At 73.2% G+C, this 23,923-nt stretch carries 21 protein-coding genes; 11 read left to right on the top strand and 10 right to left on the bottom strand.

Annotation, left to right across the window (positions count from 1 at the left end):
• Positions 1-65: 65 nt before the first annotated feature.
• Complete coding sequence (locus ACLQ2X_RS07170; protein ID WP_425680163.1) at positions 66-626, top strand: GNAT family N-acetyltransferase; 561 nt, start codon at positions 66-68, stop codon at positions 624-626.
• A 78-nt stretch (positions 627-704) separates the two neighbouring features.
• Here the strand turns inward: ACLQ2X_RS07170 and ACLQ2X_RS07165 are convergent, their stop codons facing one another.
• Positions 705-1,301 (bottom strand): hypothetical protein, encoded by a 597-nt coding sequence (locus ACLQ2X_RS07165; protein ID WP_425680162.1) that lies wholly within the window; start codon positions 1,299-1,301, stop codon positions 705-707.
• A gap of 117 nt (positions 1,302-1,418) precedes the next feature.
• Here ACLQ2X_RS07165 and ACLQ2X_RS07160 point away from each other — a divergent pair, with 117 nt between their 5' ends.
• Positions 1,419-2,777 carry a serine/threonine-protein kinase gene (locus ACLQ2X_RS07160; protein ID WP_425680161.1) on the top strand — a complete coding sequence of 453 codons (1,359 nt, stop codon included), beginning with the start codon at positions 1,419-1,421 and terminating at the stop codon, positions 2,775-2,777.
• Between the two features lie 9 nt (positions 2,778-2,786).
• Here ACLQ2X_RS07160 and ACLQ2X_RS07155 read toward each other — a convergent pair whose 3' ends face one another.
• The 4 genes from ACLQ2X_RS07155 to ACLQ2X_RS07140 form a co-directional block, all read right to left on the bottom strand.
• Positions 2,787-3,365 (bottom strand): hypothetical protein, encoded by a 579-nt coding sequence (locus ACLQ2X_RS07155; protein WP_425680160.1) that lies wholly within the window; start codon positions 3,363-3,365, stop codon positions 2,787-2,789.
• Positions 3,358-3,897 (bottom strand): RNA polymerase sigma factor, encoded by a 540-nt coding sequence (locus ACLQ2X_RS07150; RefSeq protein ID WP_425680159.1) that lies wholly within the window; start codon positions 3,895-3,897, stop codon positions 3,358-3,360. The genes ACLQ2X_RS07155 and ACLQ2X_RS07150 overlap by 8 nt, the downstream gene beginning before the upstream one ends.
• Before the next feature lie 183 nt (positions 3,898-4,080).
• Positions 4,081-5,025, bottom strand: a complete 945-nt coding sequence (locus tag ACLQ2X_RS07145) for a permease prefix domain 1-containing protein (protein ID WP_425680158.1) — start codon at positions 5,023-5,025, stop codon at positions 4,081-4,083.
• Positions 5,022-5,363, bottom strand: coding sequence for a PadR family transcriptional regulator (locus ACLQ2X_RS07140; protein ID WP_425680157.1), 342 nt, complete (start codon positions 5,361-5,363; stop codon positions 5,022-5,024). The genes ACLQ2X_RS07145 and ACLQ2X_RS07140 overlap by 4 nt, the downstream gene beginning before the upstream one ends.
• A 183-nt stretch (positions 5,364-5,546) precedes the next feature.
• On the opposite strand from ACLQ2X_RS07140, the gene dnaE reads away from it, so the two are divergent.
• Positions 5,547-9,080, top strand: a complete 3,534-nt coding sequence (dnaE, locus tag ACLQ2X_RS07135) for a DNA polymerase III subunit alpha (protein WP_425680156.1) — start codon at positions 5,547-5,549, stop codon at positions 9,078-9,080.
• A 40-nt stretch (positions 9,081-9,120) separates the two neighbouring features.
• Here dnaE and ACLQ2X_RS07130 read toward each other — a convergent pair whose 3' ends face one another.
• Positions 9,121-10,071, bottom strand: coding sequence for an N-acetylmuramoyl-L-alanine amidase (locus tag ACLQ2X_RS07130; protein ID WP_425680396.1), 951 nt, complete (start codon positions 10,069-10,071; stop codon positions 9,121-9,123).
• Positions 10,072-10,877: 806 nt separating this feature from the next.
• Here ACLQ2X_RS07130 and ACLQ2X_RS07125 point away from each other — a divergent pair.
• Complete coding sequence (locus ACLQ2X_RS07125; RefSeq protein WP_425680155.1) at positions 10,878-11,759, top strand: DUF2268 domain-containing putative Zn-dependent protease; 882 nt, start codon at positions 10,878-10,880, stop codon at positions 11,757-11,759.
• A 5-nt stretch (positions 11,760-11,764) separates the two neighbouring features.
• Here the strand turns inward: ACLQ2X_RS07125 and ACLQ2X_RS07120 are convergent, their stop codons facing one another.
• Both ACLQ2X_RS07120 and ACLQ2X_RS07115 read right to left on the bottom strand, forming a co-directional pair.
• Positions 11,765-12,445 (bottom strand): response regulator, encoded by a 681-nt coding sequence (locus ACLQ2X_RS07120; protein WP_425680154.1) that lies wholly within the window; start codon positions 12,443-12,445, stop codon positions 11,765-11,767.
• A complete protein-coding gene (locus ACLQ2X_RS07115) occupies positions 12,442-14,031 on the bottom strand; it encodes an ATP-binding protein (RefSeq protein ID WP_425680153.1) in 1,590 nt (529 codons plus the stop codon). The genes ACLQ2X_RS07120 and ACLQ2X_RS07115 overlap by 4 nt, the downstream gene beginning before the upstream one ends.
• A gap of 130 nt (positions 14,032-14,161) precedes the next feature.
• Here ACLQ2X_RS07115 and ACLQ2X_RS07110 point away from each other — a divergent pair, with 130 nt between their 5' ends.
• Both ACLQ2X_RS07110 and ACLQ2X_RS07105 read left to right on the top strand, forming a co-directional pair.
• Positions 14,162-15,556, top strand: coding sequence for a cation:dicarboxylate symporter family transporter (locus tag ACLQ2X_RS07110; RefSeq protein WP_425680152.1), 1,395 nt, complete (start codon positions 14,162-14,164; stop codon positions 15,554-15,556).
• A gap of 99 nt (positions 15,557-15,655) precedes the next feature.
• A complete protein-coding gene (locus tag ACLQ2X_RS07105) occupies positions 15,656-16,693 on the top strand; it encodes an aminotransferase class V-fold PLP-dependent enzyme (RefSeq protein WP_425680151.1) in 1,038 nt (345 codons plus the stop codon).
• Positions 16,694-16,697: 4 nt separating this feature from the next.
• On the opposite strand, the gene ACLQ2X_RS07100 is transcribed toward ACLQ2X_RS07105, so the two are convergent.
• Positions 16,698-17,870 carry an acyl-CoA dehydrogenase family protein gene (locus tag ACLQ2X_RS07100; protein ID WP_425680150.1) on the bottom strand — a complete coding sequence of 391 codons (1,173 nt, stop codon included), beginning with the start codon at positions 17,868-17,870 and terminating at the stop codon, positions 16,698-16,700.
• A gap of 88 nt (positions 17,871-17,958) precedes the next feature.
• On the opposite strand from ACLQ2X_RS07100, the gene ACLQ2X_RS07095 reads away from it, so the two are divergent.
• The 5 genes from ACLQ2X_RS07095 to ACLQ2X_RS07075 all read left to right on the top strand — a co-directional run bounded on the left by ACLQ2X_RS07095 (position 17,959) and on the right by ACLQ2X_RS07075 (position 23,335).
• Complete coding sequence (locus ACLQ2X_RS07095; protein ID WP_425680149.1) at positions 17,959-18,612, top strand: TetR/AcrR family transcriptional regulator; 654 nt, start codon at positions 17,959-17,961, stop codon at positions 18,610-18,612.
• A gap of 45 nt (positions 18,613-18,657) precedes the next feature.
• A complete protein-coding gene (locus tag ACLQ2X_RS07090) occupies positions 18,658-20,097 on the top strand; it encodes an aldehyde dehydrogenase family protein (protein WP_425680148.1) in 1,440 nt (479 codons plus the stop codon).
• Complete coding sequence (locus tag ACLQ2X_RS07085; protein ID WP_425680147.1) at positions 20,094-21,170, top strand: alcohol dehydrogenase catalytic domain-containing protein; 1,077 nt, start codon at positions 20,094-20,096, stop codon at positions 21,168-21,170. The genes ACLQ2X_RS07090 and ACLQ2X_RS07085 overlap by 4 nt, the downstream gene beginning before the upstream one ends.
• A gap of 86 nt (positions 21,171-21,256) precedes the next feature.
• Entirely contained in the window at positions 21,257-22,579 is a 1,323-nt protein-coding gene (locus ACLQ2X_RS07080) for a glycosyltransferase 87 family protein (RefSeq protein WP_425680146.1), read from the top strand.
• 123 nt (positions 22,580-22,702) lie between these two features.
• A complete protein-coding gene (locus ACLQ2X_RS07075; protein ID WP_425680145.1) occupies positions 22,703-23,335 on the top strand; it encodes a transcriptional regulator in 633 nt (210 codons plus the stop codon).
• On the opposite strand, the gene ACLQ2X_RS07070 is transcribed toward ACLQ2X_RS07075, so the two are convergent.
• Positions 23,332-23,898 carry a TetR/AcrR family transcriptional regulator gene (locus ACLQ2X_RS07070; RefSeq protein ID WP_425680144.1) on the bottom strand — a complete coding sequence of 189 codons (567 nt, stop codon included), beginning with the start codon at positions 23,896-23,898 and terminating at the stop codon, positions 23,332-23,334. The two genes, ACLQ2X_RS07075 and ACLQ2X_RS07070, sit on opposite strands and share 4 nt — an antisense overlap.
• Positions 23,899-23,923: the final 25 nt, after the last annotated feature.

Below are 23,923 nucleotides of genomic sequence, written 5' to 3'. Positions count from 1 at the left end.
AGGGGCGCGGCGGCCGGTGCGTAATCCGGTGGTCCGGGCGACAGTCGGTTGCGTAGCCTGCCCGGATGCTGATCCCCGACCTGCCGCTGCGGACCGGACGCCTGGTGCTGCGCGCGTTCACCCGGGACGATCTGGCCGTGGTCCGGGACTACCGGGGCCGGGCGGAGGTCACCCGCTTCCTCTACCACGAGCCGTACGACGACGCCGCCGCCCGGGCGGCGATCGACCGGCTGGTCCGCCGTACCGCGCTGCGGGAGCCCGGCGACGTGCTCAACCTGGCCGTGACGCTCGCCGACACCGGCGGGTTCGTCGGCGACGTGCTGCTGAACTGGACCAGCGGGGAGCACCGGCAGGGCGAGATCGGGTACGTGGCCCACCCGGACCACACCGGCCGGGGTTACATGACCGAGGCTGCCCGCCAGATGCTGCGGCTGGGCTTCGACGGGCTGGGCCTGCACCGGATCGTCGGCCGGCTGGACGCCCGCAACGCCCCTTCGGAGCGGCTGCTGCGGCGGTTGGGCATGCGCCGGGAGGCGCACCTGCGGGAGAACGAGTTCGTCAAGGGGGAGTGGGCCGACGAGCTGGTCTACGCCCTGCTGGCCCGGGAGTGGCAGGCGGCGGCCTGAGTGTCGGCGTACGCCGGCCCGGCGCGCGGGCCGGACCGGCGTACCCGGGCCGGCGGGTGAGCCGCCGGCCGACGTGGATCAGCAGGGCCCCTGGCGGAATCCCCGCTCGACGTGGGACGCCAGGCCGGCCTCGTAGTAGCCGACACCGGGGCGGATCGGGTGGTCGGTGAACAGCTCGACCCGCGACCCGACCCGGACCAGGTACGCCTCGGCGTCACCGGCGTCGTTGCGGATCATGGCCCCGCGCGGGCCGTAGATGCGCTCCAGTTCGGCGAAGGGCATCCCGACCGACGCCCCGGCGGGGGAGCGCGGCGGGGCGGTGGCCGTGCCCACCGACACCAGCCGCCCGTCGCGGAAGGTCAGGATGATGGCCCCGGCCCAGACACCGGTGGCGCCGGCGTGTCGTATCCCGGTGCAGCTGTCCGCCGTCCAGCTGATCAGCCCGGCGGCGGCGAGGCGGTCGTACCGGATGCCGATGCGGTAGGGGCCGGCGCCCCGGACGCTGAGGATGTCGCGATGCTCGGCCGCCGTCCGGACGGTGCCCGGCACGTGGTCGGCGCGGCCGGTCGCGGTGCCGGGTGCAGCGGCGGAGGCGGCCGGCCCGGTGACGGCGGCCGGCGCGATGCCGGCCAGCGCCAGCAGCGCGGTGAGGATGGTGGCCGGGAGACGGTTCATGGTGGAGCTCCTTCCGTCGGGTTCTGCTGTCCTGTTGGTCTCCGGCCGGACCGGTTCGGTTCGGTTCGTCTACGGTCGGGGTGACGGTGGCCGGGCGGCGGTCCCGGAGGTGAGGCGATGACCAGGCCGGTGCGCATCGGCGCCTTCCGGGTGGAGCGCCTGCTCGGGACGGGGTCCTTCGCCACGGTCTGGCTCGGGTACGACCCGGCGCTGCGGGACCGGGTGGCGATCAAGGTGCTGGCCGAGAACTGGAGCCACGACCTGCGGGTGCGGGAGCGGTTCCTCGACGAGGCCCGGCTGCTGCGGCGGCTGGACCACGACCGCCTGGTCCGGGTGCACGCCGTGGGTGAGCTGCCCGACGGGCGGCCGTACGCGGTGCTGGCCTGGGCCGATGGCGGCAGCCTGCGGGATCGGCTGGCGGGTGGTCCGCTGCCGGTGGGGCGGGCACTGGCGGTGCTCGACGAGATCGCGGCGGGGGTGGCGGTGCTGCACCGGCACCGGGTGGTGCACCGTGACCTGACGCCGGGCAACGTCCTGTTCCACGGCGGACCGGGCGGTGAGCGGGTGCTCATCGCCGACCTGGGGTTGGCCAAGGCGCTGGCCTCCGCCTCCGGCCTGACCGTGCGGGCGGGGACGCCCGGCTACATGGCGCCGGAGCAGGAGGACCCGCTGGCGGTCGTCGACACCAGCGCGGACGTGTTCGGACTGGGCCGCCTGGGGTGGCGGCTGCTCGGCACCGGCGGGGCGGCGGCCGGCGACAGGCGTCCCGGTGGGGCGCGGCTGCGTGCCGGGGTGCCGCCGGGGGTGGACGCGGTGTTGCGGACGGCCACCGCGGTCCGCCCGGCCGACCGCTACCCGGACGCCACCGCGTTCCGGCGGGCGTTGCGCCGGGCGGTGGACGGCGGACCTCCGGTGGACCGGGCCGGGCGGATACCCCATCCGCGTGGGTTCGTGCCGGCGGTGGGGCTCGGGGTGGTGCTCGCGGTCGCGGGCCTGGCCGCGGGGGACGCGGCACGCCCCGGCGCGGCCGGCACGGTGGGCCGCAGCGGGCCGCTGACCGTGGTCCTGCCGGCCGGCTGGCGGGCCGAGGGCACCGGCTGGGCCGGACAGTACGGCGACGACGGTGAGCTCGAACCGGCGCTGGTGATGTCCCCGGACCCCCGCGCCTGGGCCACCGACCCGACCCTGCCGGGTGCCTTCGTCGGCCTCTCCGCCGGCACCGCGCGGCGCACCGGCCCGGTCGGTTTCCTCACCGAGCGGCCGCACGCCGACTGCGCCGCGGCACCTGTGCGTCGCACCCGGCAGGGCGGTGTCGAGTGGGTGGTCGTCGCGTTCACCTGTCCGGCCGGCCGGCCGGTGATCGTCGAGGCGGCCGCCACGGGGCCGGCCGGACTGCTCTACGTGCAGCTCGTCCCGCCGCCGGGTGGGGGCGCGGACTTCGTCGACCTGGTGCTCGCCGGGGTGCGGGCCGGATAGGCCGCGCGGTCAGACCACCACGACCGTGATCGGGTACGCGCGGCCGTCCTGCGGGATGGTGACGACCACGGTGCCGGTGCGCACGAACCGGATGTCCACCACGCCGGCCTCGTAGGTGCGGGAGACGAGGTCCTCCCGGTCCACCGTCACCTCACCCGGCCCGATCCCCTGGATGCGCAGCACCCCACCGGCGGCGAAGCAGAGCGACCGCACCAGCGCCAGTTCGGTGTCGGCGAGGACCAGGTCGTACCGGACCGGGCCGTGGCACGCGGCCGGCGGTGTGGTGCCGGCGGGCCGGGGGGTCCGGGGCGCGGAGGGCGGCCGGGACCGGGTCGGCGGGTTCGGCGGTGCGGCCCTCGACGGGGCCCTGGCCGGGCCGGTGGAGACGGGTGGTGCCGGGGTGGACGAGGTGCCGGCGGGCGGTGCCGGCGCGGTGGACGTGGGCGCGGCGGCGACGGTGCCGGCCGCCGGCGGCCGTACCGGCAGTGGGGAGACCGGATGGTCGGCGCAGGCCGACGCTCCGGCGATGACGACGAGCGTGGCCACGGCGGCGCCGCGCCGCCGCCCTCGGCCGGGTGGCTCAGTCATCGGACAGCCGCCGCCGCAGCTGCCGGCGGGCCTCGTGGATCCGGGACTTCACTGTCCCTTCCGGCACGTCCAGCAGGGCGGCGATCTCCCGGTAGCTCAGCCCGAGCACGTCCCGCAGGGTCACCGCCTCGGCGAGGTCCGGCGGGACCGCGTCGAGCGCGTCGAGCAGGTCGAGCCGGGTGCCGGCCACCACGCTGGTCCGGCGGGGGTCGGGCCGCTCCGGCAGTGCGACGCCGCGGGCCTCCCGCTGCGAGCGCCGCCGCAGCGTCCGGTAGGTGGAGCGGGCCCGGTTGGCGGTGATGCGGTACAGCCAGGTGTCGAACGACGACCGCTGCTCGAACCCGACTATCCCACGGGCGAGTGCGAGCAGCGCGTCCTGGCAGGCCTCTTCGGCGTCCTGCCGGTGGGGCAGCAGGCGGGCGCACTGGCGCAGCACCTCCGGCCGTACGGCGGCCAGCAGGGCGTCGAGCGCCTTCCGGTCGCCGCGCGCCGCCGACCGGGCCAACTCGTCGGTGCCGTCGGGGAGGGGCATCAGGGGTGTCCAGTGCTCGCCTGTGGTCCGGGGTCCTCAGGCTATGCCCCGGGTGGTCGTGTCGCCGCGGCCGAGTCGGGCAGCCGACGAACGTTCCCCCGGCGCCGACGGCGCCGGGGGAACGGGGGGAGCAGCCGTCGGCTCCGGGCCGGCGTCCTCCGCCCGCCGGCCCGGAGCCGGGTCTCAGCGGGCGGCGCGGCGGGCCTTGACCGCGCTGTCGATCACGTCCCAGATCGCGACGAGCACGACGACCGCCGCGGCGACCCGGGTGAACTCGGCGGTCCCGCCGTCGCGCAGCCAGGCGAACCGTTCGACCAGCTCCGGGTTGAGCAGCCGGTCGGTGAGCAGCAGCCAGAGCACCGGGGCCGCGAACGCCAGGTTGAGCACCGCGTTGACCGCCACCAGCGGCCAGGTCCACCGCCCGGACCGGAACTTGGCGATCTCCAGGCCGACGGTGGCGAGCAGCACCACGATCAGGGCCGGCAGCCAGAAGCTCCACAGCGCCGGGTCGAGCGCCGGCAGCCGGGTGCCGTCGTCGGTGCTCCAGCGCTGGAAGTGCTGACCGATCAGGAAGCCGACGGTGGCGAGCAGGAACACCACCGAGGCGATGCTGTCGGAATGGCTGATCTGCCGCTCCCGCTTCTCCTCGGGGAGCTGGTCGACCGTCCACTCGGGCAGGCCGAGCGGCGTGCGGGTGCGCTCCAGCACCGCGAACACCAGCGTGACCCAGAACGCGATCTGCACGGCGGTCTGCATGGCGGACACGACAGCCGCGCCGATCGCCGCGCCCGGCTCGCCGTCGAGCAGCGCCTTGCCGAGGCCGGCGAGCACGCCGACGATCGCCGGGATGTACGTGAGCAGCAGCCGCAGCAGCCGCCACCAGGTCAGGTAGTAACGCGGGCCGATCAGTTGCAAAGTGCGGTCGCTGTAGCGGGCCGCGAGCTGCTCGGGACTGCCCAGCTCGGTGAGCACCTCGCGCTCGGCGGAGGCGTGGTCCTGCCCGGCGGCGATCCGGCCGTCGATCATGTCGGCGATGGAGCCGCGCAGCTCGTCGGCGAGTTCGGGGCGGCGCTGGGCGGGCACGGTCCGCATGGTCGCGGCGACGTAGCGGTCGGTCAGGGAACTCATCGTTCCGCTCCTTCGATCAGTTCGGTGACGGACGTCCGCACCGCGGTCATGTCATTGAGCAGGAGGTCCAGCACGGCTCTGCCGTCGTCGCTGGTGCGGTAGAACTTGCGCGGCCGGCTTTCCTCGGTGTTCCACTCGCTGGTCAGCAGGCCCTGGTCCTCCAGCCGGCGCAGCAGGGGGTAGAGCGTGTTGGCGTCGACCGCGAAGCCGTGCGCGGCCAGTCGTTGCAGCAGTGCGTAGCCGTAGTCGGGGCGGCGCAGGGCGACCAGGCAGGCCACCACGACCGTGCCCCGTCGTAGCTCCTGGAGATGGGTCCGGAGGACCTCTTCGCTGACCATGTCCAACACCATAGTGTGTGCCACACACCATTGCAACGGGTAATAACATCGGGTGGCGTACATGGGGTGCCGGAGAGACCCGGACCACCCTCGGCGCGGACGGTGGAGCCCGCACGATCACCTCGGTAGGGTGGGTCGGTCGACTCCGACGCAGCTTGATCCACAACCCGGGGGGCGCCACGCATGGGCGATTCGTTCGCGCATCTGCACGTACACACCGAGTACTCGATGCTCGACGGGGCGGCCCGGCTCAAGGACCTCTTCGCCGAGGCGGCGCGGCTCGGCATGCCGGCGGTGGCGATCACCGACCACGGCAACATGCACGGCGCGAACGACTTCTACAGGCAGGCGATGGCCGCCGGGATCACCCCGATCCTGGGCGTCGAGGCGTACGTGGCGCCGGAGTCGCGCTACCACAAGGCGCGGGTCAAGTGGGGTCGGCCGGAGCAGAAGAGCGACGACGTCTCCGGTAACGGCGCGATCACGCACAAGACGATGTGGGCGCGCAACGCGCAGGGCCTGAAGAACCTGTTCACCCTCAACTCGCGGGCGTCCATGGAGGGCCACTACGTCAAGTGGCCGCGGATGGACATGGAGCTGATCGCCGAGTACGCCGAGGGGATCATGGCCACCACCGGCTGCCCGTCCGGCGCGGTGCAGACCCGGCTGCGGCTGGGCCAGTTCGACGAGGCCCTCAAGGTCGCCGCCAGCTACCAGGACATCTTCGGCAAGGACAACTACTTCGTCGAGATCATGGACCACGGCCTCGCCATCGAGAGCCGGGTCCGTGAAGGGCTCACCGAGATCGCCCGCAAGCTGAACATCCCGCCGGTGGTCACCAACGACTCGCACTACACCGTCGAGGAGCAGGCCACCGCGCACGACGTGCTGCTCTGCGTGCAGACGGCCAGCAACATCGACGACCCGAACCGGTTCCGCCTCGAGGGCGGCGGCTACTTCATCAAGAGCGCCGACCAGATGCGCGCGGTCGACTCGTCCGAGCTGTGGCAGCAGGGTTGCCGCAACACGCTGCTGGTCGCCGAGAAGGTCGACCCGACCGGGATGTTCGAGTTCCACAACCTGATGCCGCGCTTCCCGGTGCCGGAGGGGGAGACCGAGGAGTCCTGGTTCCGCAAGGAGACCTTCGCCGGCCTGGCCCGCCGCTACCCGGGTGGCATTCCGGAGGGGCACGTCGTCCAGGCCGAGTACGAGCTGGGCGTCATCAACCAGATGGGCTTCCCGTCATACTTCCTCGTCGTCGCCGACTTCATCCAGTGGGCGAAGAAGCAGGGCATCGCGGTGGGTCCGGGTCGTGGTTCGGCCGCCGGCTCGCTCGTCGCGTACGCGTTGGGCATCACCGACCTGGACCCGATCCAGCACGGCCTGATCTTCGAGCGGTTCCTCAACCCCGAGCGTGTCTCGATGCCGGATGTCGACATCGACTTCGACGAGCGCCGGCGCGGTGAGGTGATCAAGTACGTCACCGACAAGTGGGGTGAGGACAAGGTCGCCCAGATCGCGACCTTCGGCACGATCAAGGCGAAGGCCGCGATCAAGGACTCGGCCCGGGTGCTGGGTTACCCGTACGCGGTCGGCGACCGGATCACCAAGGCGATGCCGCCGGCCGTGATGGGCAAGGACATCCCCCTCACCGGCATCTTCGACACGAAGCACCCCCGCTACGCCGAAGCCGGCGAGATCCGCGGCCTGTACGACTCCGACCCGGACGTCCGCAAGGTGATCGACACCGCCAAGGGCATCGAGGGGCTGATCCGGCAGACCGGTGTGCACGCCGCCGGCGTCATCATGTCCGCCGAGCCGATCATCGAGCACATCCCGTTGATGCGCCGCGACGCCGACGGGGCGATCATCACGCAGTTCGACTACCCGACCTGCGAGTCGCTCGGGCTGCTGAAGATGGACTTCCTCGGCCTGCGCAACCTGACGATCATCGACGACGCGGTCAAGAACATCGAGCTCAACCACGGCACGAAGCTCGACCTGCTGGCCCTGCCACTGGACGACAAGGCCGCGTACGACCTGCTTGCCCGCGGTGACACCCTCGGCGTGTTCCAGCTCGACGGCGGGCCGATGCGGTCACTGCTGCGGCTGATGAAGCCGGACAACTTCGAGGACATCTCCGCCGTTCTGGCGCTCTACCGGCCCGGCCCGATGGGCGTCGACTCGCACACCAACTACGCGCTGCGCAAGAACGGCCTCCAGGAGATCACCCCGATCCATCCGGAGCTGGAGGAGCCGCTGCGGGAGATCCTGGCGCCCACCCACGGCCTGATCGTCTATCAGGAGCAGGTGCAGCGCGCCGCGCAGATCCTCGCCGGCTACACCCTCGGTCAGGCGGACCTGCTGCGCCGGGCGATGGGTAAGAAGAAGAAGGAGATCCTCGACAAGGAGTTCATCCCCTTCCGGGACGGCTGCCGCGAGCGCGGCTACTCCGACGAGGCGATCCAGGCAGTGTGGGACGTCCTGGTGCCGTTCGCCGGGTACGCCTTCAACAAGGCGCACTCCGCCGCGTACGGTCTGGTGTCCTACTGGACGGCGTACCTGAAGGCGCACTACCCGGCCGAATACATGGCGGGGCTGCTGACGAGCGTCGGCGACGACAAGGACAAGATGGCGCTGTACCTGTCCGAGTGTCGCCGGATGCGCATCCAGGTGCTGCCGCCGGACGTGAACACGTCGGCCGGGCCGTTCACCCCGGTCGGCAAGGACATCCGCTTCGGCCTGGCGGCGGTGCGCAACGTCGGCGCGAACGTCGTCGCCTCGATCATGCGATGCCGCCAGGAGAAGGGCGACTACACCGACTTCTACGACTTTTTGTCCAAGGTGGACGCGGTGGTCTGCAACAAGAAGACGATCGAATCGCTGATCAAGGCGGGCGCGTTCGACTCGATGCAGCACCCGCGCAAGGGCCTGCTAGCGGTGCACGCCGACGCCATCGACGCGTACGCCGATGTGAAGCGCAAGGAGGCGGTCGGCCAGTACGACCTCTTCGGCGCCGGCTTCGGCGAGGCGGACACCGGCGGCAGCACCACGGTCATGCCGGTGATCGGTGAGGGGGAGTGGGACAAGCGCGACAAGCTCGCCTTCGAACGCGAGATGCTCGGCCTGTACGTGTCCGACCACCCGCTGTTCGGCCTGGAACACGTGCTCGGCGCGGCGGCGGACACCACGATCGCCGCGCTGTCCGAGGAGGGCACCGTCCCCGACGGCGCGGTGGTCACCCTGGCCGGCATCCTGTCCGGGGTGCAGCGCCGGGTCACCAAGCAGGGCCGGGCGTGGGCGTCGGCCACCCTGGAGGACCTGGCCGGCGGCGTGGAGACGCTGTTCTTCCCCAACACCTACGAGGTCATCGGGCAGTACATCGCCGAGGACGCCATCGTGGTGGTCAAGGGCCGGGTGGACCGGCGCGACGACACCCCCCGCATCATGGCGATGGACATGTCCATGCCGGATGTCAGCAGCACCCCGGGGAGCAAGCCGGTCACGCTGACCATCCCGGTGCACCGCTGCACCCCGCCGCTGGTGGAGCGGCTCAAGGAGACCCTGGTGCTGCACCCGGGCGACACCGAGGTGCACGTCAAGCTGCTCAACGGCGGCAAGGTGACCACGCTGCGCCTCGGCCCGTTCCGGGTGGCGGCGACCACCGCGCTGATGGGTGACCTGAAGAGCGTCCTCGGCCCGGCCAACGTGAGTTGACCGGGCCGAGCGCCGCCGGCTCGGTGGCCGGGACGTACCGCTAGACGCGGGTGACGCGGATGGCGTCGGCGATCACATAACCGGTGCTGCCGGTCCACCGGCTGACACCCACCTTGTTGGCGTCCCCGGCGGCCAGGGTGAAGGTGCCCAGCGAGCGCCACGCGCCGCCGTTGGCTGTCTGGTTCACCGAGACGGTCTGGTTGCCGCTGGTGGTCGACACGATGTACGGCGTGCTGGTGTTGTAGCCGCTGACGGCCGGATACCACGCCTCCACCCGGTAGGTGGCGGTCGCCGGGATGTTCACCTTGTACCAGGCCGTGTCGCTGGCCGCGACCGGGTTGGCGTACCGGTAGTCGGCACCGTAGCGCTGCGCCGAGTACGTCGAGGTGCTCCAGTTGGCGCTCGCGGTGAACCGGCCGGCGGTGGTGTTGTCCACGATCGTCGACCAGGCCGTCGGCGGGGGAGTGGTGCCGCCGGTGACGAGCTGCATGTAGTAGGTCCAGTTCCAGTTCGGACCCGGGTCGGTGTGCGTGGCACCCGGCACCTGGTTGTGCCCGATGATGTTGTTGCGGGTCTTCGGGATGCCGTACTTGTCGCACAGGTACCGGGTCAGCGCCGCCGACGACCGGTACATCGCGTCGGTGTACCAGGAGGCGTTGTCGACGTACCCCTCGTGCTCGATGCCGATCGACTGGGTGTTGTAGGTCCAGTTGCCGGCGTGCCAGGCGATGTCCTTGTCCCGCACCATCTGGGTCACCGCACCGTCGGAGGAGCGGAGCAGGTAGTGCGCGCTGGCGCTGGCGGCAGGGTTCTGGAACCAGCTGATCGAGCCGGAGTAGCTGCCCTGCATGGTGTGGATGACGATGTAGTTGATCGGGTACGCTGACTCACGGCTGGAGGCCGTGTAGTTGGACGAGCTGGCCGGCACCCAGGCCGCCGGGCCGTAGTCGGTGCTCAGGGTGCCGAAGTCGCCGCTGCCCAGCGGCGCCACGTCGGTGTACCGGCCCCGCTGCGGTGCGACCGGACGGCCGTCCACGCTGACCTGGCCGGTGGCCGTGGTCGCGATGAAGCCCCGGGCGAGCATGTCGTACACGGAGTCGGCGTACAGCCGGGCGGTGGCCTCGTCCGTCGAGCCGCCGTAGCGGGCGATCGGGCCGTACCACTGGTTGACGTCGTCTCGCTGCGCCGAGGTGAGCCCGGCCTCGTCGGCGTAGGAGCGAAGCACCGCCGCCGCGCCGGCGACGTTCGCCGCGTCCCGGGTACGCAGGTCGCCGCGGTCCAGACGGGTCCGGCGCGCCGCCTCGTCGAGGGTCCGCACCTTCGGGTTGCTGGTCAGGTGCATCACGCCGTATCCGCCGGAGGCGCTGGGCTCGCCGCCGTGGCCGTCCAGGCGGGTTTCGGCGTACCCGAGCGCGGCGAGCAGGTCGCGCGGCACGTCGGAGTCGGCCGCGGCCCGGTCGAAGGCGGCGGCGAGCGGCTGTGCGCCGTGCGGTGGCGCGGCCTGGGCTGACTGGCCGGTCAGGCCGATCGTCAGGATCATGGCGCCGCCGAGCAGCTGGCTCACCCGACGCGAGGGTCTCCGAATTGTCACGTCACTCCTCGTCGACTGCATGGGGCGACGGTGATCACGTCGCCGGTTCGCCGCACCTTATATCGTGACGTTCGTCGATGTCGATACCTTGCATCGACCGACTCTTTGCTGAAGACTTCCTTCAGATCTGCGCCGCGCGTCGACGTGACCCGACCCGTGCCGTCGCGGTGTTGCCCGACAAGCCACGGCCGGGCAGCATCGGGTGGATGCCGCCCACCGACCTGCTGCGCGTCCGTGACCTGGTGCCCGATTTCCTCGCCTGCGCGCAGCTGCGGCGGGCCGCGCCGCCGCAGCTGTGGTCCTCCCGTTACCTGGCCGGGCACCCGGACGTGGTCCGGGCGCTTCGGCGCGACGGCCTCTGGTCCGAGCCCGCCGAGGTGGCCGCCGTCCTGGACGGGCTCCGTGACCGGGCCGCCGACCTGGCGGTCCGCGCCGAGACGGTACGCGCGTCGCTGCCCGACGGCGTCGCTGCGGTGGCCGACGAGCTCGGCTGGTCCGGCGAGGGCGGGCCCGTCGAGTGCGTGGTGCTGGTCGGGCTGAACGCGGCGAACGGCTGGGCCGCCGAGCTGAACAGCGGGTACGCGCTCTTCCTCGCCGTGGAACAGCTCGGGCCGTCGGAGGACCTCGACATGCTCATCCGGCACGAGGCCGCGCACGTGGTGCACGACCGCCGCGCCGGCATCCGGGACTGGCCCGAGCACGGGGTGGCGAACGCGCTGTTCACCGAAGGACTGGCCACCCAGGTCACGGCGGAACTCGACGGCGGCCGGCCGGACGAGGCGTACCTCTGGTTCGGCCGGCCCGGCCAGCGGCCCTGGCTCGACGAGTGCCGCCGCCGCTGGCCGGAGATCCTGCGCCGGATCCGCGCCGACCTCGACGCCACCGACCCGGAACACCATGCCCCGTACTTCCTGATGCGGGACTCACCGCTCGGTGACCTGCCGAAGCGTTGCGGCTACCTGGTCGGGCTGGCCGCGGTGCGGAAGCTGCGGCAGCGACACCACCTGCCCGAACTCACCGCCTGGCCGCTGCCCCGGGTCCGGGCCGCGATGGCGGCCGTGTCGGCCGACCTGCCGGCGCCCGGCTGAGCCCGTCACGCCGGCCGGTACTCCATCTCCGGCCGGCCCGGTGTCCCGTACCGGGGGGTCCGGGTCGCCCGCTCCACCGACACCAGATACTCCAGGTAGCGCCGCGCGGTCACCCGGGAGATCCCGGTCCGCGTGCCCACCTCGGCGGCGGACCGGCCCTCCCGGCCCAGCGCGGCCAGCACCCGGTGCAGCGTCTGCTCGTCCAGTCCCTTCGGCAGGGTGTGCGCCGCCGCGCCGCGCAGCGTCGCGAACATCCGGTCCACCTCGTGCTGGGCGGCCACCTCGCCCCCGCCCAGCGCGTGCCGGCGATATGCGGCGTACCGCTCCAGCTTGTCGCGGAACGCGGCGAAGGTGAACGGCTTGAGCAGGTAGTGGGTGACCCCGAGGGAGACCGCGGTGCGCACCGCGGCCAGGTCCCGCGCCGAGGTCACCGCCAGCACGTCGACGCCGCAACCGGCCGTCCGCAACGCCCGGCACACCTCCAGTCCGTGCAGGTCGGGCAGGTGGAAGTCGAGCAGCACCAGGTCGACGTCCGGGCCGGCGCCGGGCCGCAGGGCCGCCATCGCCGCCCGAGCGGTGTGCGCGACACCGACCACCACGAAGCCGGGCACCCGCTCGGTGTAGGCCCGGTGCGCCTCGGCCAGCACCGGCTCGTCCTCCACCACGAGCACCCGGACGTCGCTCACCGGGCCTCCGGTCGGGGCAGCGGCAGCCGGACCGTGAAGACCGTCTCGCCGTCGTCGGTGCGGGTCACGTCGGCGGTGCCGCCGTACCTGCGGACCACCTGCCCGACCAGGGCCAGGCCGAGCCCTCGGCCGGTGTTCTTGGTGGACCAGCCGCGCCGGAACGCGTCGGTCACCCGGTCCGGCGCGAGACCGGGGCCGCTGTCGCCGACGCGTACGGTCAGTTCGTCGTCGCCGGCCCCGACGAAGACGCGGACCCGCCGTGGCGGCGGGGTGCCGGCCACCGCGTCGAGCGCGTTGTCGACCAGGTTCCCCACCACGGTGATCAGGTCGGTGCCGGGCAGCGGGCTGCCGTCGAGCCGGCAGTCCGGCTCGATCACCAGGTCCACGCCGCGTTCCCCGGCACGCGCCGACTTGCCGAGCAGCAGGGCGGCCAGGGCCGGCTCGGCCACCGCGCCGACCACCCGGTCGGTGAGCTGCTGGGCGAGCGCCAGGTCGCGGGTGGCCAGCCGCACCGCCTCGTCGGTACGGCCCAGTTCCACGAGCGTCAGCACGGTGTGCAGCCGGTTCGCCGCCTCGTGGGTCTGGTCCTGCAACGCCTCGGTCAGCGCGCGCACCGAGTCCAGCTCGCTGGTCAGCTTGCGCAGCTCCGTCTGGTCGCGCAGGGTCAGCACGGTGCCGAGGACCGTCCCCTCGAAGCGGGTGGTGCGCTGGTTGGCCACCAGCACCCGGTCGCCGGTCAGGATCGGCTCGTCGTGCGCGTCGCGCCCGGCGGCCAGCAGTTCGGCCACCGCGGGCGGCAGGTCGATCCCGGCCACCGGCCGGTCGGTCACCGCCGCGTCGTCGGCCAGCCCGAGCAGGCGTCGACCCTCGTCGTTGACGAGCGCCACCCGGCGGTCCCGGGTCAGCACCAGCAACCCCTCGCGTACGGAGTGCAGGACCGCGTCGTAGTACTCGTACATCCGGGTCATCTGGGCCGGGCCGAGCCCGTGCGTCTGCCGGCGCAGCCGACGGCTGAGCAGCCACGAGCCGGTGGCCGCGAGCGCCAGCGCCGGGACGGCCGCGCCGAGCAGCACCGGCGCCTGGGCGAGCAGTTTCCGGTTGATCGTCCGGGTGGTGATGCCGACGGACACCAGCCCGAGGATCCGCCTGTCGTCGCCGTACACCGGGACGACCGCGCGTACCGACTCGCCGAGCGTGCCGACGTTCGTCACGGTGAACGGCTCGCCGGCCAGGGCCGGGCCGATGTCGCCGATGAACGGCCGACCGATCAGCTCGGCGGTCGGGTGCGAGTATCGGGTGCGGTCGGGGGCCATCACCACCACGAAGTCCGTGCCGGTGGCCACCCGGGTGGCCTCCGCGTACGGCTGGATGGTGGCCGCCGGGTCGGGGGCAGTAAGCGCGGCGCGGACGCTCGGGGAACTGGCGACCGCCTGCGCGACGGCCAGCACCTCGTCCTCGGCGGCCTGGTGGGAGTCGCTGCGGGCCAGCCACACCGCGCCGCCCGCGCCGGCCAGCACCAGCAGCGTCACCACCACGGCCTGCAGGGCGAAGAGCTGCCCCGCGATGCTCCACTGTCGCCGTGCCACATCCGCCTCCCTCCCGCAGCCCGGCCGCAGGTCCGGCGTACCGCGCCCGCGGCGATCCGCCTCGTGTCGGGCGGGTGAACAGAATGAACGTAACCGTGTGCTCCGGTGAGACCTGCTTCACATTGTGGACATGGAAACCCCCACCTCCACCCCCGCCCCCGAGGCGGCCCCGTCCGCCCGGCGGGACCGCACCCGGTATCTCTACCTGGCGGTCATCGTCGCCGTCGTCGCCGGCATCGTGCTGGGCCTGGTCGCGCCCGACGTCGGCAAGGCGCTGAAACCGCTGGGCACCGGCTTCGTGGACCTGATCAAGATGATGATCAGCCCGGTCATCTTCTGCACGATCGTGCTCGGCGTCGGTTCCGTGCGGCAGGCGGCCAAGGTCGGCAAGGTCGGCGGCCTCGCGCTCGGCTACTTCCTGGTCATGTCCACGGTGGCGTTGGCCATCGGTCTCGTGGTCGGCAACATCATCCATCCCGGCTCCGGCCTGGACCTGGGCCCGGACGTGGCCGACGCGGGCCGGTCGGCCGCCGGGGACGAGAGCGCCGGCACTGTCGACTTCCTGCTCGGGATCATCCCGACGACGTTGCTGTCCGCGCTGACCGAGGGCGAGGTGTTGCAGACCCTGCTCGTGGCTTTGCTCGTCGGCTTCGCCGTGCAGGGGATGGGCCGCCGGGGTGAGCCGGTGCTGCGGGCGGTCGGCGTGCTGCAACGCCTGGTCTTCAAGGTGCTCGCGATGATCATGTGGCTGGCGCCGATCGGCGCGTTCGGCGCGATGGCCGCCGTGGTCGGCGCCACCGGCGTGGACGCGTTGAAGAGCCTGGCCCAGATCATGCTCGGGTTCTACGCCACCTGCCTGATCTTCGTGGTGCTCGTGCTGGGCCTGCTGCTGCGCCTGTTCGCTCGACTCTCGATCTTCTCGCTGCTGCGTTACCTGGGCCGGGAGTTCCTGCTCATCCTCTCCACCTCCTCGTCGGAGTCCGCGCTGCCCCGGCTGATCGCGAAGATGGAGCACTTCGGCGTCAGCCGACCGGTCGTCGGCATCACGGTCCCCACCGGCTACTCGTTCAACCTCGACGGCACCGCCATCTACCTCACCATGGCCTCGCTGTTCGTGGCCGACGCGTTGGGCAAGCCGCTGGCCGTCGGCGAGCAGATCTCGCTGCTGGTGTTCATGGTGATCGCGTCCAAGGGCGCGGCAGGCGTCACCGGCGCCGGACTGGCCACCCTGGCCGGTGGGTTGCAGTCGCACCGGCCCGACCTGGTCGACGGGGTCGGCCTGATCGTGGGCATCGACCGGTTCATGTCCGAGGCTCGCGCGCTCACCAACTTCGCCGGCAACGCGGTGGCCACGGTGCTGGTCGGCACGTGGACCGGCGAGTTCGACCGGGAGCAGGCCCGCGCCGTGCTCGCCGGGGAGCTGCCGTTCGACGAGTCCAGCATGCTCGACGAGCACGACGACGACCGTCCGGTCGACGACGCGCCGTCCGGCGCGCGGCGTCCCCTCGCCGACTCCACCGCCTGACCCGCCCCGTCCGCGCACGGGTCGGCGTCCGCCGGGGGGAGCCGCGAGAGCGGGATTGGCGGTGTCGGGGTGGCGGCACGGACCGCTAGCGTCGGCGACATGCAACTGGAGCAGGCGCAGAAGTTGTGGCACCCGGAGCCGGGCTGGCTCAACACCGCCACCTACGGGCTGCCACCCGAGCCGGCGTGGGACGCCGTGCAGCGGATGCTCGTCGACTGGCGCACCGGCCAGGTGTCGTTCGAGGTGTACGAGGAGCCGGTCCGGCGTTCCCGGGCGGCGTTCGCGCGGCTGGCCGGTGTGGACGTCGCCGACGTGACCGTCGGCGCCACCGCGTCACAGCTGGTCGCGCCGATCGCGGCCAGCCTGCCGGCGGGCGCGACCGTGGTGGTGCCGGAGAACGAGTTCACCTCGATCCTGTTCCCCTGGCTGGTGCAGCAGGAGCGCGGGGTGCGGGTACGCACCGTGCCGCTCGCCGGCCTGGTCGAGGCGATCGACGCCGACACCGACCTGGTGGCGTTCAGCCTGGTGCAGTCCGCCGACGGCACGGTGGCCCCGTACGACGAGATCGTCGCGGCGGCGCGGGCGCACGACGCGTTCGTCGTGGTCGACGGCACCCAGGCGTGCGGATGGCTGCCGGTGCGGGCGGACCGGGCGGACGCGGTGGTGGTGTCCGCGTACAAGTGGTTGATGGCGCCGCGCGGTGCGGCGTTCGCCTACCTGGCCCCGGCGCTGCGGGAGCGGATGCGCCCGGACGCCGCCGGCTGGTCCGCCGGCGGCGACCCGCACAGCTCCTACTACGGCCCGCCGCTGCGCCTGGCCGACGACGCGCGGCGGTTCGACATCTCCCCGGCCTGGCTCAGCTACGCCGGGGCCGCCCCGGCCCTGGAACTGCTCGCCGACCTCGACCCGGAGGCGGTGCGCGCGTACGACGTGGGGCTGGCCAACCGGTTCCTCGCCGGGCTGGGCCGCCCGCCCGGGGACAGCGCGATCGTCTCGGTGGACGTGCCGGACGCGCAGCGGCGGCTGGTGCGCGCCGGGGTGCGCGCGGCGGTCCGGGCCGGCCGGGTCCGCGCCTCGTTCCACCTCTACACGACCGAGGCGGACGTGGACCGGGCGGTCGAGGCGCTGACCGGCTGACCGCTCAGGCCAGGTGACCGCCGATCTTCGTGTAGCCGCGCAGCAGGTCACGGGAGATGATCAGCCGCTGCATCTCGTCGGTGCCCTCGAAGATGCGGTACAGCCGGACCTGCCGGTACCAGCGTTCGATCGGCAGCTCGCGGGTGTAGCCCATGCCGCCGTGGATCTGGAGCACCCGGTCCACCACCCGGTTGACCATGCCGGCGCCGTAGAGCTTGCCCATCGACGAGGCGTGCCGCGGGTCGAGGCCCGCGTCGACGGTCCAGGCGGAGCGCAGGATCAGCCAGCGGGCCGCCTCCAGTTCGGTCTCCGAGTCGGCGATCATCCACTGGATGGCCTGGTTGGTGGCGATCGGCGCGCCGAACGTCTCCCGGGTGTTGGCGTGGTCGATCGCCATCTGCAGCACGCGTTCGGCGATGCCGATCGCGTGCGAGGGGATGGTGTAGCGGCCCTTGCCGATCCACTCCATGCCGAGGGTGAAGCCCTGCCCGATCTCGCCGAGGATGTTGCGGTGCGGCACGCGGACGCCGTCGAAGATCAGCGAGGCGGGGCCGCCCTCGCCCATGGTCTGGATGAACTCCGACCGCCAGCCCATGGTGCGGTCCACCAGGAACGCGGTGGCGCCGCCGCGCCGGGCGCCCTTCTCCGGGTCGGTCACCGCGACCACGATGGCGAAGTCCGCGTCGTTGCCGTTGGTGATGAACGTCTTCTCGCCGTCGAGGACCCAGTCGTCGCCGTCGCGACGCGCGCGCAGCTTGATGTTCGCCGCGTCCGACCCGGCGCCCGGCTCGGTGATGGCGAAACAGGAGATCCGTTCCCCCTCGATGGTGGGGATCAGGAACTCCCGCTTCTGCTCCTCGGTGGCGTGGAACAGGATGTTGTCGGCCTCGCCGCCGAACCGGAACGGCACGAAGCTGCGGCCCAGCTCGGTCCAGATCAGCGACTGCATGACCGCCGGCAGCGCCATCCCGCCGTACTCCTCCGGGGTGGCCAGCCCCCAGAAGCCGAACTTCTTCGCCTTGAGCTGGAGTTCGCGCAGCTCGGAGCGGTCCAGGCCGGGCTGGTGGGCGCGCTCACGGCGCAGCACCTCCGGCTCCAGCGGCATCACCTCTCGGGTGACGAACGCGCGGACGGTGTCCCGGATCGCGCGTTCCTCGTCGGACAGTGCGAAGTCCACGGTGGCTCCCTCAGGTCGGCTACCTATAAACTAGCGCTGGAAGTTTTCCCGCGTCCAGACCCGATGTCGAAGGGAGGATGATGACGAGGTGCCCCGACCCCGACAGGCCCTGCTCACCCGCGATCGGATCGTGGAGACCGCGCTCGCGCTCATCGACGCCGACGGCCTGGACGCGCTGTCCACCCGGCGGCTCGCCGCCGCGCTCGGCGTGCGCGGCCCGTCGCTCTACAACCACTTCGCCACCAAGGAGGAGATCCTCGACGCGGTGGCCGACAGCGTCGCGGCGACCGTCGACATCAGCGTCTTCGAGGAGTACGACTGGCTCGACGCGCTCGGTCGCTGGGCGCGCTCCTACCGGGCCGCGCTGGCCGCGCACCCGAACGTCGTGCCCTACCTGGCGCGCGGCCCGGGTCGCCGGCCGGCGGCGCTGGCCATGGCCGACGCGGTCTACGGGGCGCTGGCCCGGGCCGGCTGGCCGCCCGCCCGAGCCACCCACGTCGGCGCCGCGATGCGTTACTTCGTCGCCGGATCGGCGCTCGGCTCGTTCGCCCGCGGCTTCGTCGAGGACCCGTCGCTCTACGCCGCGCACCCGCACCTCAACCAGGCGCACCGGCTCCCCGGCCACCAGCGCAGCGTCGACGAGGGCGCGTTCGCGCTCGGCCTGGACGCGTTGCTGCACGGGCTCGCCGCCGAGTACGCCAGGACCGTCGCCCCGCTGGAACGCGTCGGCGGTCCGGAGTAGCGTCGAAACTCCCACCGCTAGTTTCCGCCGCCCCCGAAGGACACCATGGACCTCGCCGCCCCGCCCGCCCTGCTGACGCGCCGCCACCTGCACGTCGCCGGCGCATGGGTCGACCCCTCGTCGGGCGACACCATCCCGGTGGAGAACCCGGCCACCGGCAAGACCGTCGGGGAGGTGCCCGCCGGCGCCCCCGCCGACGTCGACCGCGCGGTGGCCGCCGCCCGGGCCGCGTTCCCCGGGTGGGCGGCCACCGCCCCCGCCGACCGGGCCGCCCACCTGGACCGGCTGTACACCGCGCTGGCCGCCCGCGCCGACGAGATCGCCCGCACCGTGGCCACCGAACTGGGCACCCCGCTCAAGCTCGCCACCCGCGTCCAGGCAGGCCTGCCGCTGATCGTGCTGCGGGGCATGGTCGAGCTGGCCGCCCGCCCGACTGCAGAGCAGGTCGTCGGCAACTCGCTCGTGGTCCGCGAGCCGGTCGGCGTGGTCGGCGCGATCACCCCGTGGAACTATCCGCTGCACCAGGTGGTGGCGAAGGTCGCGCCGGCGCTGGCCGCCGGGTGCACGGTGGTGCTCAAACCCAGCGAGCTGACGCCGCTCACCGCGTACCTGCTCTTCGACGCGGTCACGGAGGCCGGCCTGCCGCCCGGCGTGGTCAACCTGGTGCCCGGCACCGGCCCGGTGGTCGGCGAGGCCCTCGCCGCGCATCCCGACGTCGACCTGGTCTCGTTCACCGGCTCCACCGCCACCGGCCGGCGCATCGCGCACCTGGCCGCCGACCGGATCGCCCGGGTCGCGCTGGAGCTGGGCGGCAAGTCGGCGAACGTGATCCTGGCCGACGCGGACCTGCCCACCGCCGTCAAGGTCGGCGTCGGCAACGCGCTGCTCAACTCCGGCCAGACCTGCACCGCCTGGACCCGGATGCTGGTGCACCGCGACCGCTACGCCGAGGCGCTCGACCTGGTCGCCGCGGCGGTCGCCGGCTACCGGCCCGGCGACCCGTTCGACCCGGCCACCCGACTCGGCCCGCTGGTCTCCGCGGCCCAGGCGCAGCGGGTACGCGACCACGTCGACCGCGCGCTCGCCGACGGCGCCCGGCTCGTCGCCGGTGGACCGGACGCGCCACTGCCGCCGCACGGGCACTTCGTCGCGCCCACCGTCTTCGCCGACGTGCACCCGGACAGCGCGCTGGCCCAGGAGGAGGTGTTCGGGCCGGTGCTCGCGGTGATCCCGTTCGCCGACACCGACGAGGCGGTCGCCATCGCCAACAACTCCCGGTACGGGCTGGCCGGCGCGGTCTGGTCGGCCGACTCCGACGCGGCGCTGGCCGTGGCCCGACGCATGCGTACCGGCCAGGTGGACATCAACGGTGGCGCGTTCAACCCGCTCGCCCCGTTCGGTGGCTACAAGCAGTCCGGCCTGGGTCGGGAGCTGGGCGGATACGGCCTGGAGGAGTTCACCGAGCTGAAGGCGATCCAGCGATGAAGGCCCTGGTGGTGCGCGGCCGGGGGGAGACGCCGACCGTCGAGGACGTACGCCTGCCCGCGCCCGGCCCGGGTGAGCTGCGGATTCGCATCCGTGCCGCCGGCATCTGCCACTCCGACCTGGCCATGGTGGACGGCACGCTGGCGCCCGCGTACCCGCTGGTGCTGGGCCACGAGGCGACCGGGGTGGTGGCGGAGGCCGGGCCGGACACGACGCTTGCCGTCGGCACGCCCGTGGTGCTGAACTGGGCACCGGCCTGCCGCGACTGCTGGCACTGCCGGCACGGCGAACCCTGGCTGTGCACGGCCAACCCCGGCGCCTCGACACCCCGGGGCGTCACGGCCGCCGGTGAGCCGCTGGCCGTGACGCTCGGGCTGGGCGCGTTGGCCGAGGAGGTGGTCGTGCCGGAGCGGGCCGCCGTGCCGGTGCCGGCCGGCCTGCCTGCGGCGCAGGCGGCGCTGCTGGGCTGCGCGGTGCTCACCGGCGTCGGCGCGGTCCGCAACACCGCACGGGTCGCGCCCGGCGAGTCGGTAGCGGTGATCGGGCTCGGCGGGGTGGGCCTGGCCGTGCTCACCGCCGCGCGGCGGGCCGGTGCCGGGCCGATCCTCGCCGTGGACGTGGTGGAGGCCAAGCGGGAGTTGGCGCTGGCCGCCGGGGCCACCGACTTCCTGCGCTCCGACGACCGGCTGGGCAAGGAGGTCCGGGCGCGCACCGACGGGCGCGGGGTGGACCACGCGTTCGAGTGCGTGGGCCGGTCGGTCACGATCCGCGCCGCCTGGCGGATGACGCGGCGCGGGGGAGCGGTCACCGTGGTCGGCATGGGCGGCAAGGACGACATGCTCAGTCTCTCCGCGCTGGACATCTTCCACTCGGCGCGCACGTTGCGTTCCTCGGTCTACGGCTCGACCGACCCGGACCGTGAGGTGCCGGGGCTGGCCGCCGCGCTCGCCGCCGGCGACCTGGACCTGGCGCCGCTGGTGAGCGGGACGGTGCCGCTGACCGAGGCGCCCGCGGCGCTGGACCGGCTGGCGCGCGGCGAGGGGGCCCGCTGGGTGGTCACGTTCCCCGAGTGACCCCGGTGGCCCGGCGGTGGCCGTGGGCAGGGGGGCCGCAGTGCCCCCCCCCAGGCGACGCGGAGTGACGCTACGATCCGGGCATCATGATCGTGCCGCGTCTCCGTGCGCTCGCCGCCACGGCCCCCGCCGCCCGTCCCGCGCCACCGCCGGTCACCCTGCCGTCCTGGTTGCTCCTGCCTGGTCTGCTGGTGTTGGCGGGGTCCCTCGCCGCGTACGCCGTCTTCCTGGACCACGACCCGCTGCGCGGCACGGACCTGTGGATGTACATCGGTGGCGCCCGGTCGTTCCTGGACGGCGAGCCGGTCTACCGGCTCGGCTACGGGACGCTGAACCTGCCCTACACCTACCCGCCGATCACGCTGCCGCTCCTGACGCCGCTGACGCTGCTCGACGACCGGACCGCCCTGTACGTGTGGACCGGGGCGGGCCTGCTGGCGATGCTCGCGGCGCTGTGGTTCACCACCCGGATGCTCGGGTACCGGGGCGCGTCGGGTCGGCTCGGCCTCGCCGCCGCGGTGCTCGCCGTGCTCGTGTGGAGCGAGCCGCTGCACCGCACCTTCTTCCTGGGCCAGATCAACGTCTTCGTCCTGCTGCTTGTGGTGGCGGACCTGGCCCGCCCGGACCGGAGCCGGTTCAAGGGCGTCGGTATCGGCGTCGCCACCTCGGTCAAGCTGCTGCCCGGCCTGTTCGTGGTCTACCTGCTGCTGACCCGCCGGATCCGGGCCGCCCTGGTGGCCGGGGCGGCGTTCGCCGCGCTCGCCGTGCTGGGCGCGATCGTCCAGCCGGGCGGCTCGTACGACTACTGGATCGCCGGGCGCGGTTTCGACTCGTCCCGGCCGCTCGCGACCTCCGGCCCGCGGTACGTCGGCAACCAGTCCCTCCAGGGTTTCGTGGCACGCGTGCTCGGCAGCGACGAGTTGAACAGCGGGCCGTGGATGCTGGCCGTGGTGCTCGCCGGGGTCGCCGGCCTGGCGCTCGCCGTCGCTCTGCACCGGCAGGGCGAGGAGGCTGCCGCGATGGTGGTGGTCGGTTTCACCACGCTCGCCGTCTCCCCGGTGAGCTGGTCGCACTACTGGATCTGGGCCGGCCCGACGGCGCTGGTCCTGATCGACCTGGCGCGGCGTGCCCGGGGCCCGGCCCGGTTGCCCGCAGCCGCCCTGGCGGTGGCCGCCGTGCTGCCGTTCCTGCTGTGGCCCGGCCCGGACCGCACCGGTGCGACGGTCCCGCGTGGCCTGATCTGGAAGTCGGGCCACATGGAGGGGGCGGCGAAGACCCTGGCGGCCGACGCGTACCTGCTGACAGCGCTCGTCCTGGGCCTGATCGCCGTGGCGTGGCTGCTGCTGCTGCGACGTCGTCGCCCCGCCGACGCGGCGGAGCCTGCCCCGGCGGAGCGCGAGCCGGTGTGATCCGGCCCACCGGTGCGGTGCCGGGATCGCATCCCGGCCGGACCGGTTCGGCCCGAGCGCATCCAAACCGTGTCGTCGCGCCGAATTCCCGGGTAGTGATCGTCTACCCGGGAGGTGCTTCTGGTGGTGACCGAGGCGATGCCGGGCGACGCCGTCGAGGACGTCCGCAAGCACCTCACGCTCGCCGCGGAGGACCTGGACGGTAACCGGGTCGCCGCGCTGGTCGTCGAGGCCGCCGGACGCTGGGGCGTGGCGGCGGTCTGGGAGCGGGTCTGCGCGCCGATGCTGGCCGCGCTGCCCGGGCACAGCGGCGTCGACGTGGCGGTGGAGCACGCGTTCTCCGAGGGGATCCGGTCCGGCCTGGACGCCCTGCTGCGGGAGCCGGGGCGGACGGTGCCGGGCGGCATCCTGCTCGCCGCGGCGGAACAGGAACTGCACTGTCTCGGCCTGCACGCGCTCGCCGCCGCGCTGCGGGAGGCGAATCTGGGCAGTGTGCTCCTGGGCGCCGCCCTGCCGTGGCCCGCGCTGGCCAGTGCCGTACGCCGCAGCTGGCCGCACACGGTGGTGGTGTGGTCGCAGACGCCGGTGACCGGCCGGGCGTACCGGATGGCCCGGTTCGCGCGGGAGTTCCCGTCGGTGTGGGTGCACAGCGCCGGGCCGGGCTGGGTCGTGCCACGGGCCGGGCATCTGACGACCCTGTCCGACGCGCTCGCCACCTGCCGTGCGGCGGCGGGGCGCCGCGCCGGGCCGACCTAGGTCGACGGGCCGGCGCGGAAGCCATGCAGCAGCGCGGCGACTGCTGCTTCGGGGGCGAAGTCGTCCTCGGGGGAGGCGAGCTGGTTGCCGAGCAGCCCGTCGATCAGCGCCAGCAGCATCCGGAAGTGGGCCGACGGGTCGGTCGAGCCGAGCGTGGCGAGCAGCGGCTCCCCCCAGCCGGCCAGCCGTGCCCGGCCGGCCTCGATCGCCGGGCGTAGGTCGGGCCGCACGGCCGCCTCGACGAACAGCGCGTACCGGGCGAGGGTGACCACCCGCCCCTGGTCGGTGAACTCCCGGACCAGCCGGCCGAGCACCCGGGCGAACGCGGCGGCGTCGCCGGGCGGCAGGTCCACGGCAAGCCGTTGCCATGCCAGTGTCTCCACCTCGACGAGCCGGTCGAACACGCCGGCCACCAGCGCCTCCCGGGTGCGGAACCGGTTGGACGCCGAGCCTTCGGGCAGGCCCGCCTCGGCGTCCACGGCCCGGTGGGTGAGCTGACGCGGGCCGCCGGTGCCGAGCACCCGGATGGCGGCGTCGAGCAGGAGTTGCCGGCGATCGGTCACCCGCTCACACTACAACCGTAGTGCG

Origin of the sequence: Micromonospora sp. DT31 (genome assembly GCF_049841795.1) — a bacterium.
Taxonomy (GTDB): domain Bacteria; phylum Actinomycetota; class Actinomycetes; order Mycobacteriales; family Micromonosporaceae; genus Micromonospora.
The sequence above is the reverse complement of the archived record's forward strand: the minus strand, read 5'-3'. Positions and strand labels throughout refer to the sequence as shown.

Bases quoted from the DNA above. Each gene is read 5' to 3' on its own strand.
- ACLQ2X_RS07170 (WP_425680163.1), top strand. From the start codon at position 66: ATGCTGATCCCCGACCTGCCGCTGCGGACCGGACGCCTGGTGCTGCGC.
- ACLQ2X_RS07165 (WP_425680162.1), bottom strand. From the start codon at position 1,301: ATGAACCGTCTCCCGGCCACCATCCTCACCGCGCTGCTGGCGCTGGCC.
- ACLQ2X_RS07160 (WP_425680161.1), top strand. From the start codon at position 1,419: ATGACCAGGCCGGTGCGCATCGGCGCCTTCCGGGTGGAGCGCCTGCTC.
- ACLQ2X_RS07155 (WP_425680160.1), bottom strand. From the start codon at position 3,365: ATGACTGAGCCACCCGGCCGAGGGCGGCGGCGCGGCGCCGCCGTGGCC.
- ACLQ2X_RS07150 (WP_425680159.1), bottom strand. From the start codon at position 3,897: ATGCCCCTCCCCGACGGCACCGACGAGTTGGCCCGGTCGGCGGCGCGC.
- ACLQ2X_RS07145 (WP_425680158.1), bottom strand. From the start codon at position 5,025: ATGAGTTCCCTGACCGACCGCTACGTCGCCGCGACCATGCGGACCGTG.
- ACLQ2X_RS07140 (WP_425680157.1), bottom strand. From the start codon at position 5,363: ATGGTCAGCGAAGAGGTCCTCCGGACCCATCTCCAGGAGCTACGACGG.
- dnaE (WP_425680156.1), top strand. From the start codon at position 5,547: ATGGGCGATTCGTTCGCGCATCTGCACGTACACACCGAGTACTCGATG.
- ACLQ2X_RS07125 (WP_425680155.1), top strand. From the start codon at position 10,878: ATGCCGCCCACCGACCTGCTGCGCGTCCGTGACCTGGTGCCCGATTTC.
- ACLQ2X_RS07110 (WP_425680152.1), top strand. From the start codon at position 14,162: ATGGAAACCCCCACCTCCACCCCCGCCCCCGAGGCGGCCCCGTCCGCC.
- ACLQ2X_RS07105 (WP_425680151.1), top strand. From the start codon at position 15,656: ATGCAACTGGAGCAGGCGCAGAAGTTGTGGCACCCGGAGCCGGGCTGG.
- ACLQ2X_RS07090 (WP_425680148.1), top strand. From the start codon at position 18,658: ATGGACCTCGCCGCCCCGCCCGCCCTGCTGACGCGCCGCCACCTGCAC.
- ACLQ2X_RS07085 (WP_425680147.1), top strand. From the start codon at position 20,094: ATGAAGGCCCTGGTGGTGCGCGGCCGGGGGGAGACGCCGACCGTCGAG.
- ACLQ2X_RS07080 (WP_425680146.1), top strand. From the start codon at position 21,257: ATGATCGTGCCGCGTCTCCGTGCGCTCGCCGCCACGGCCCCCGCCGCC.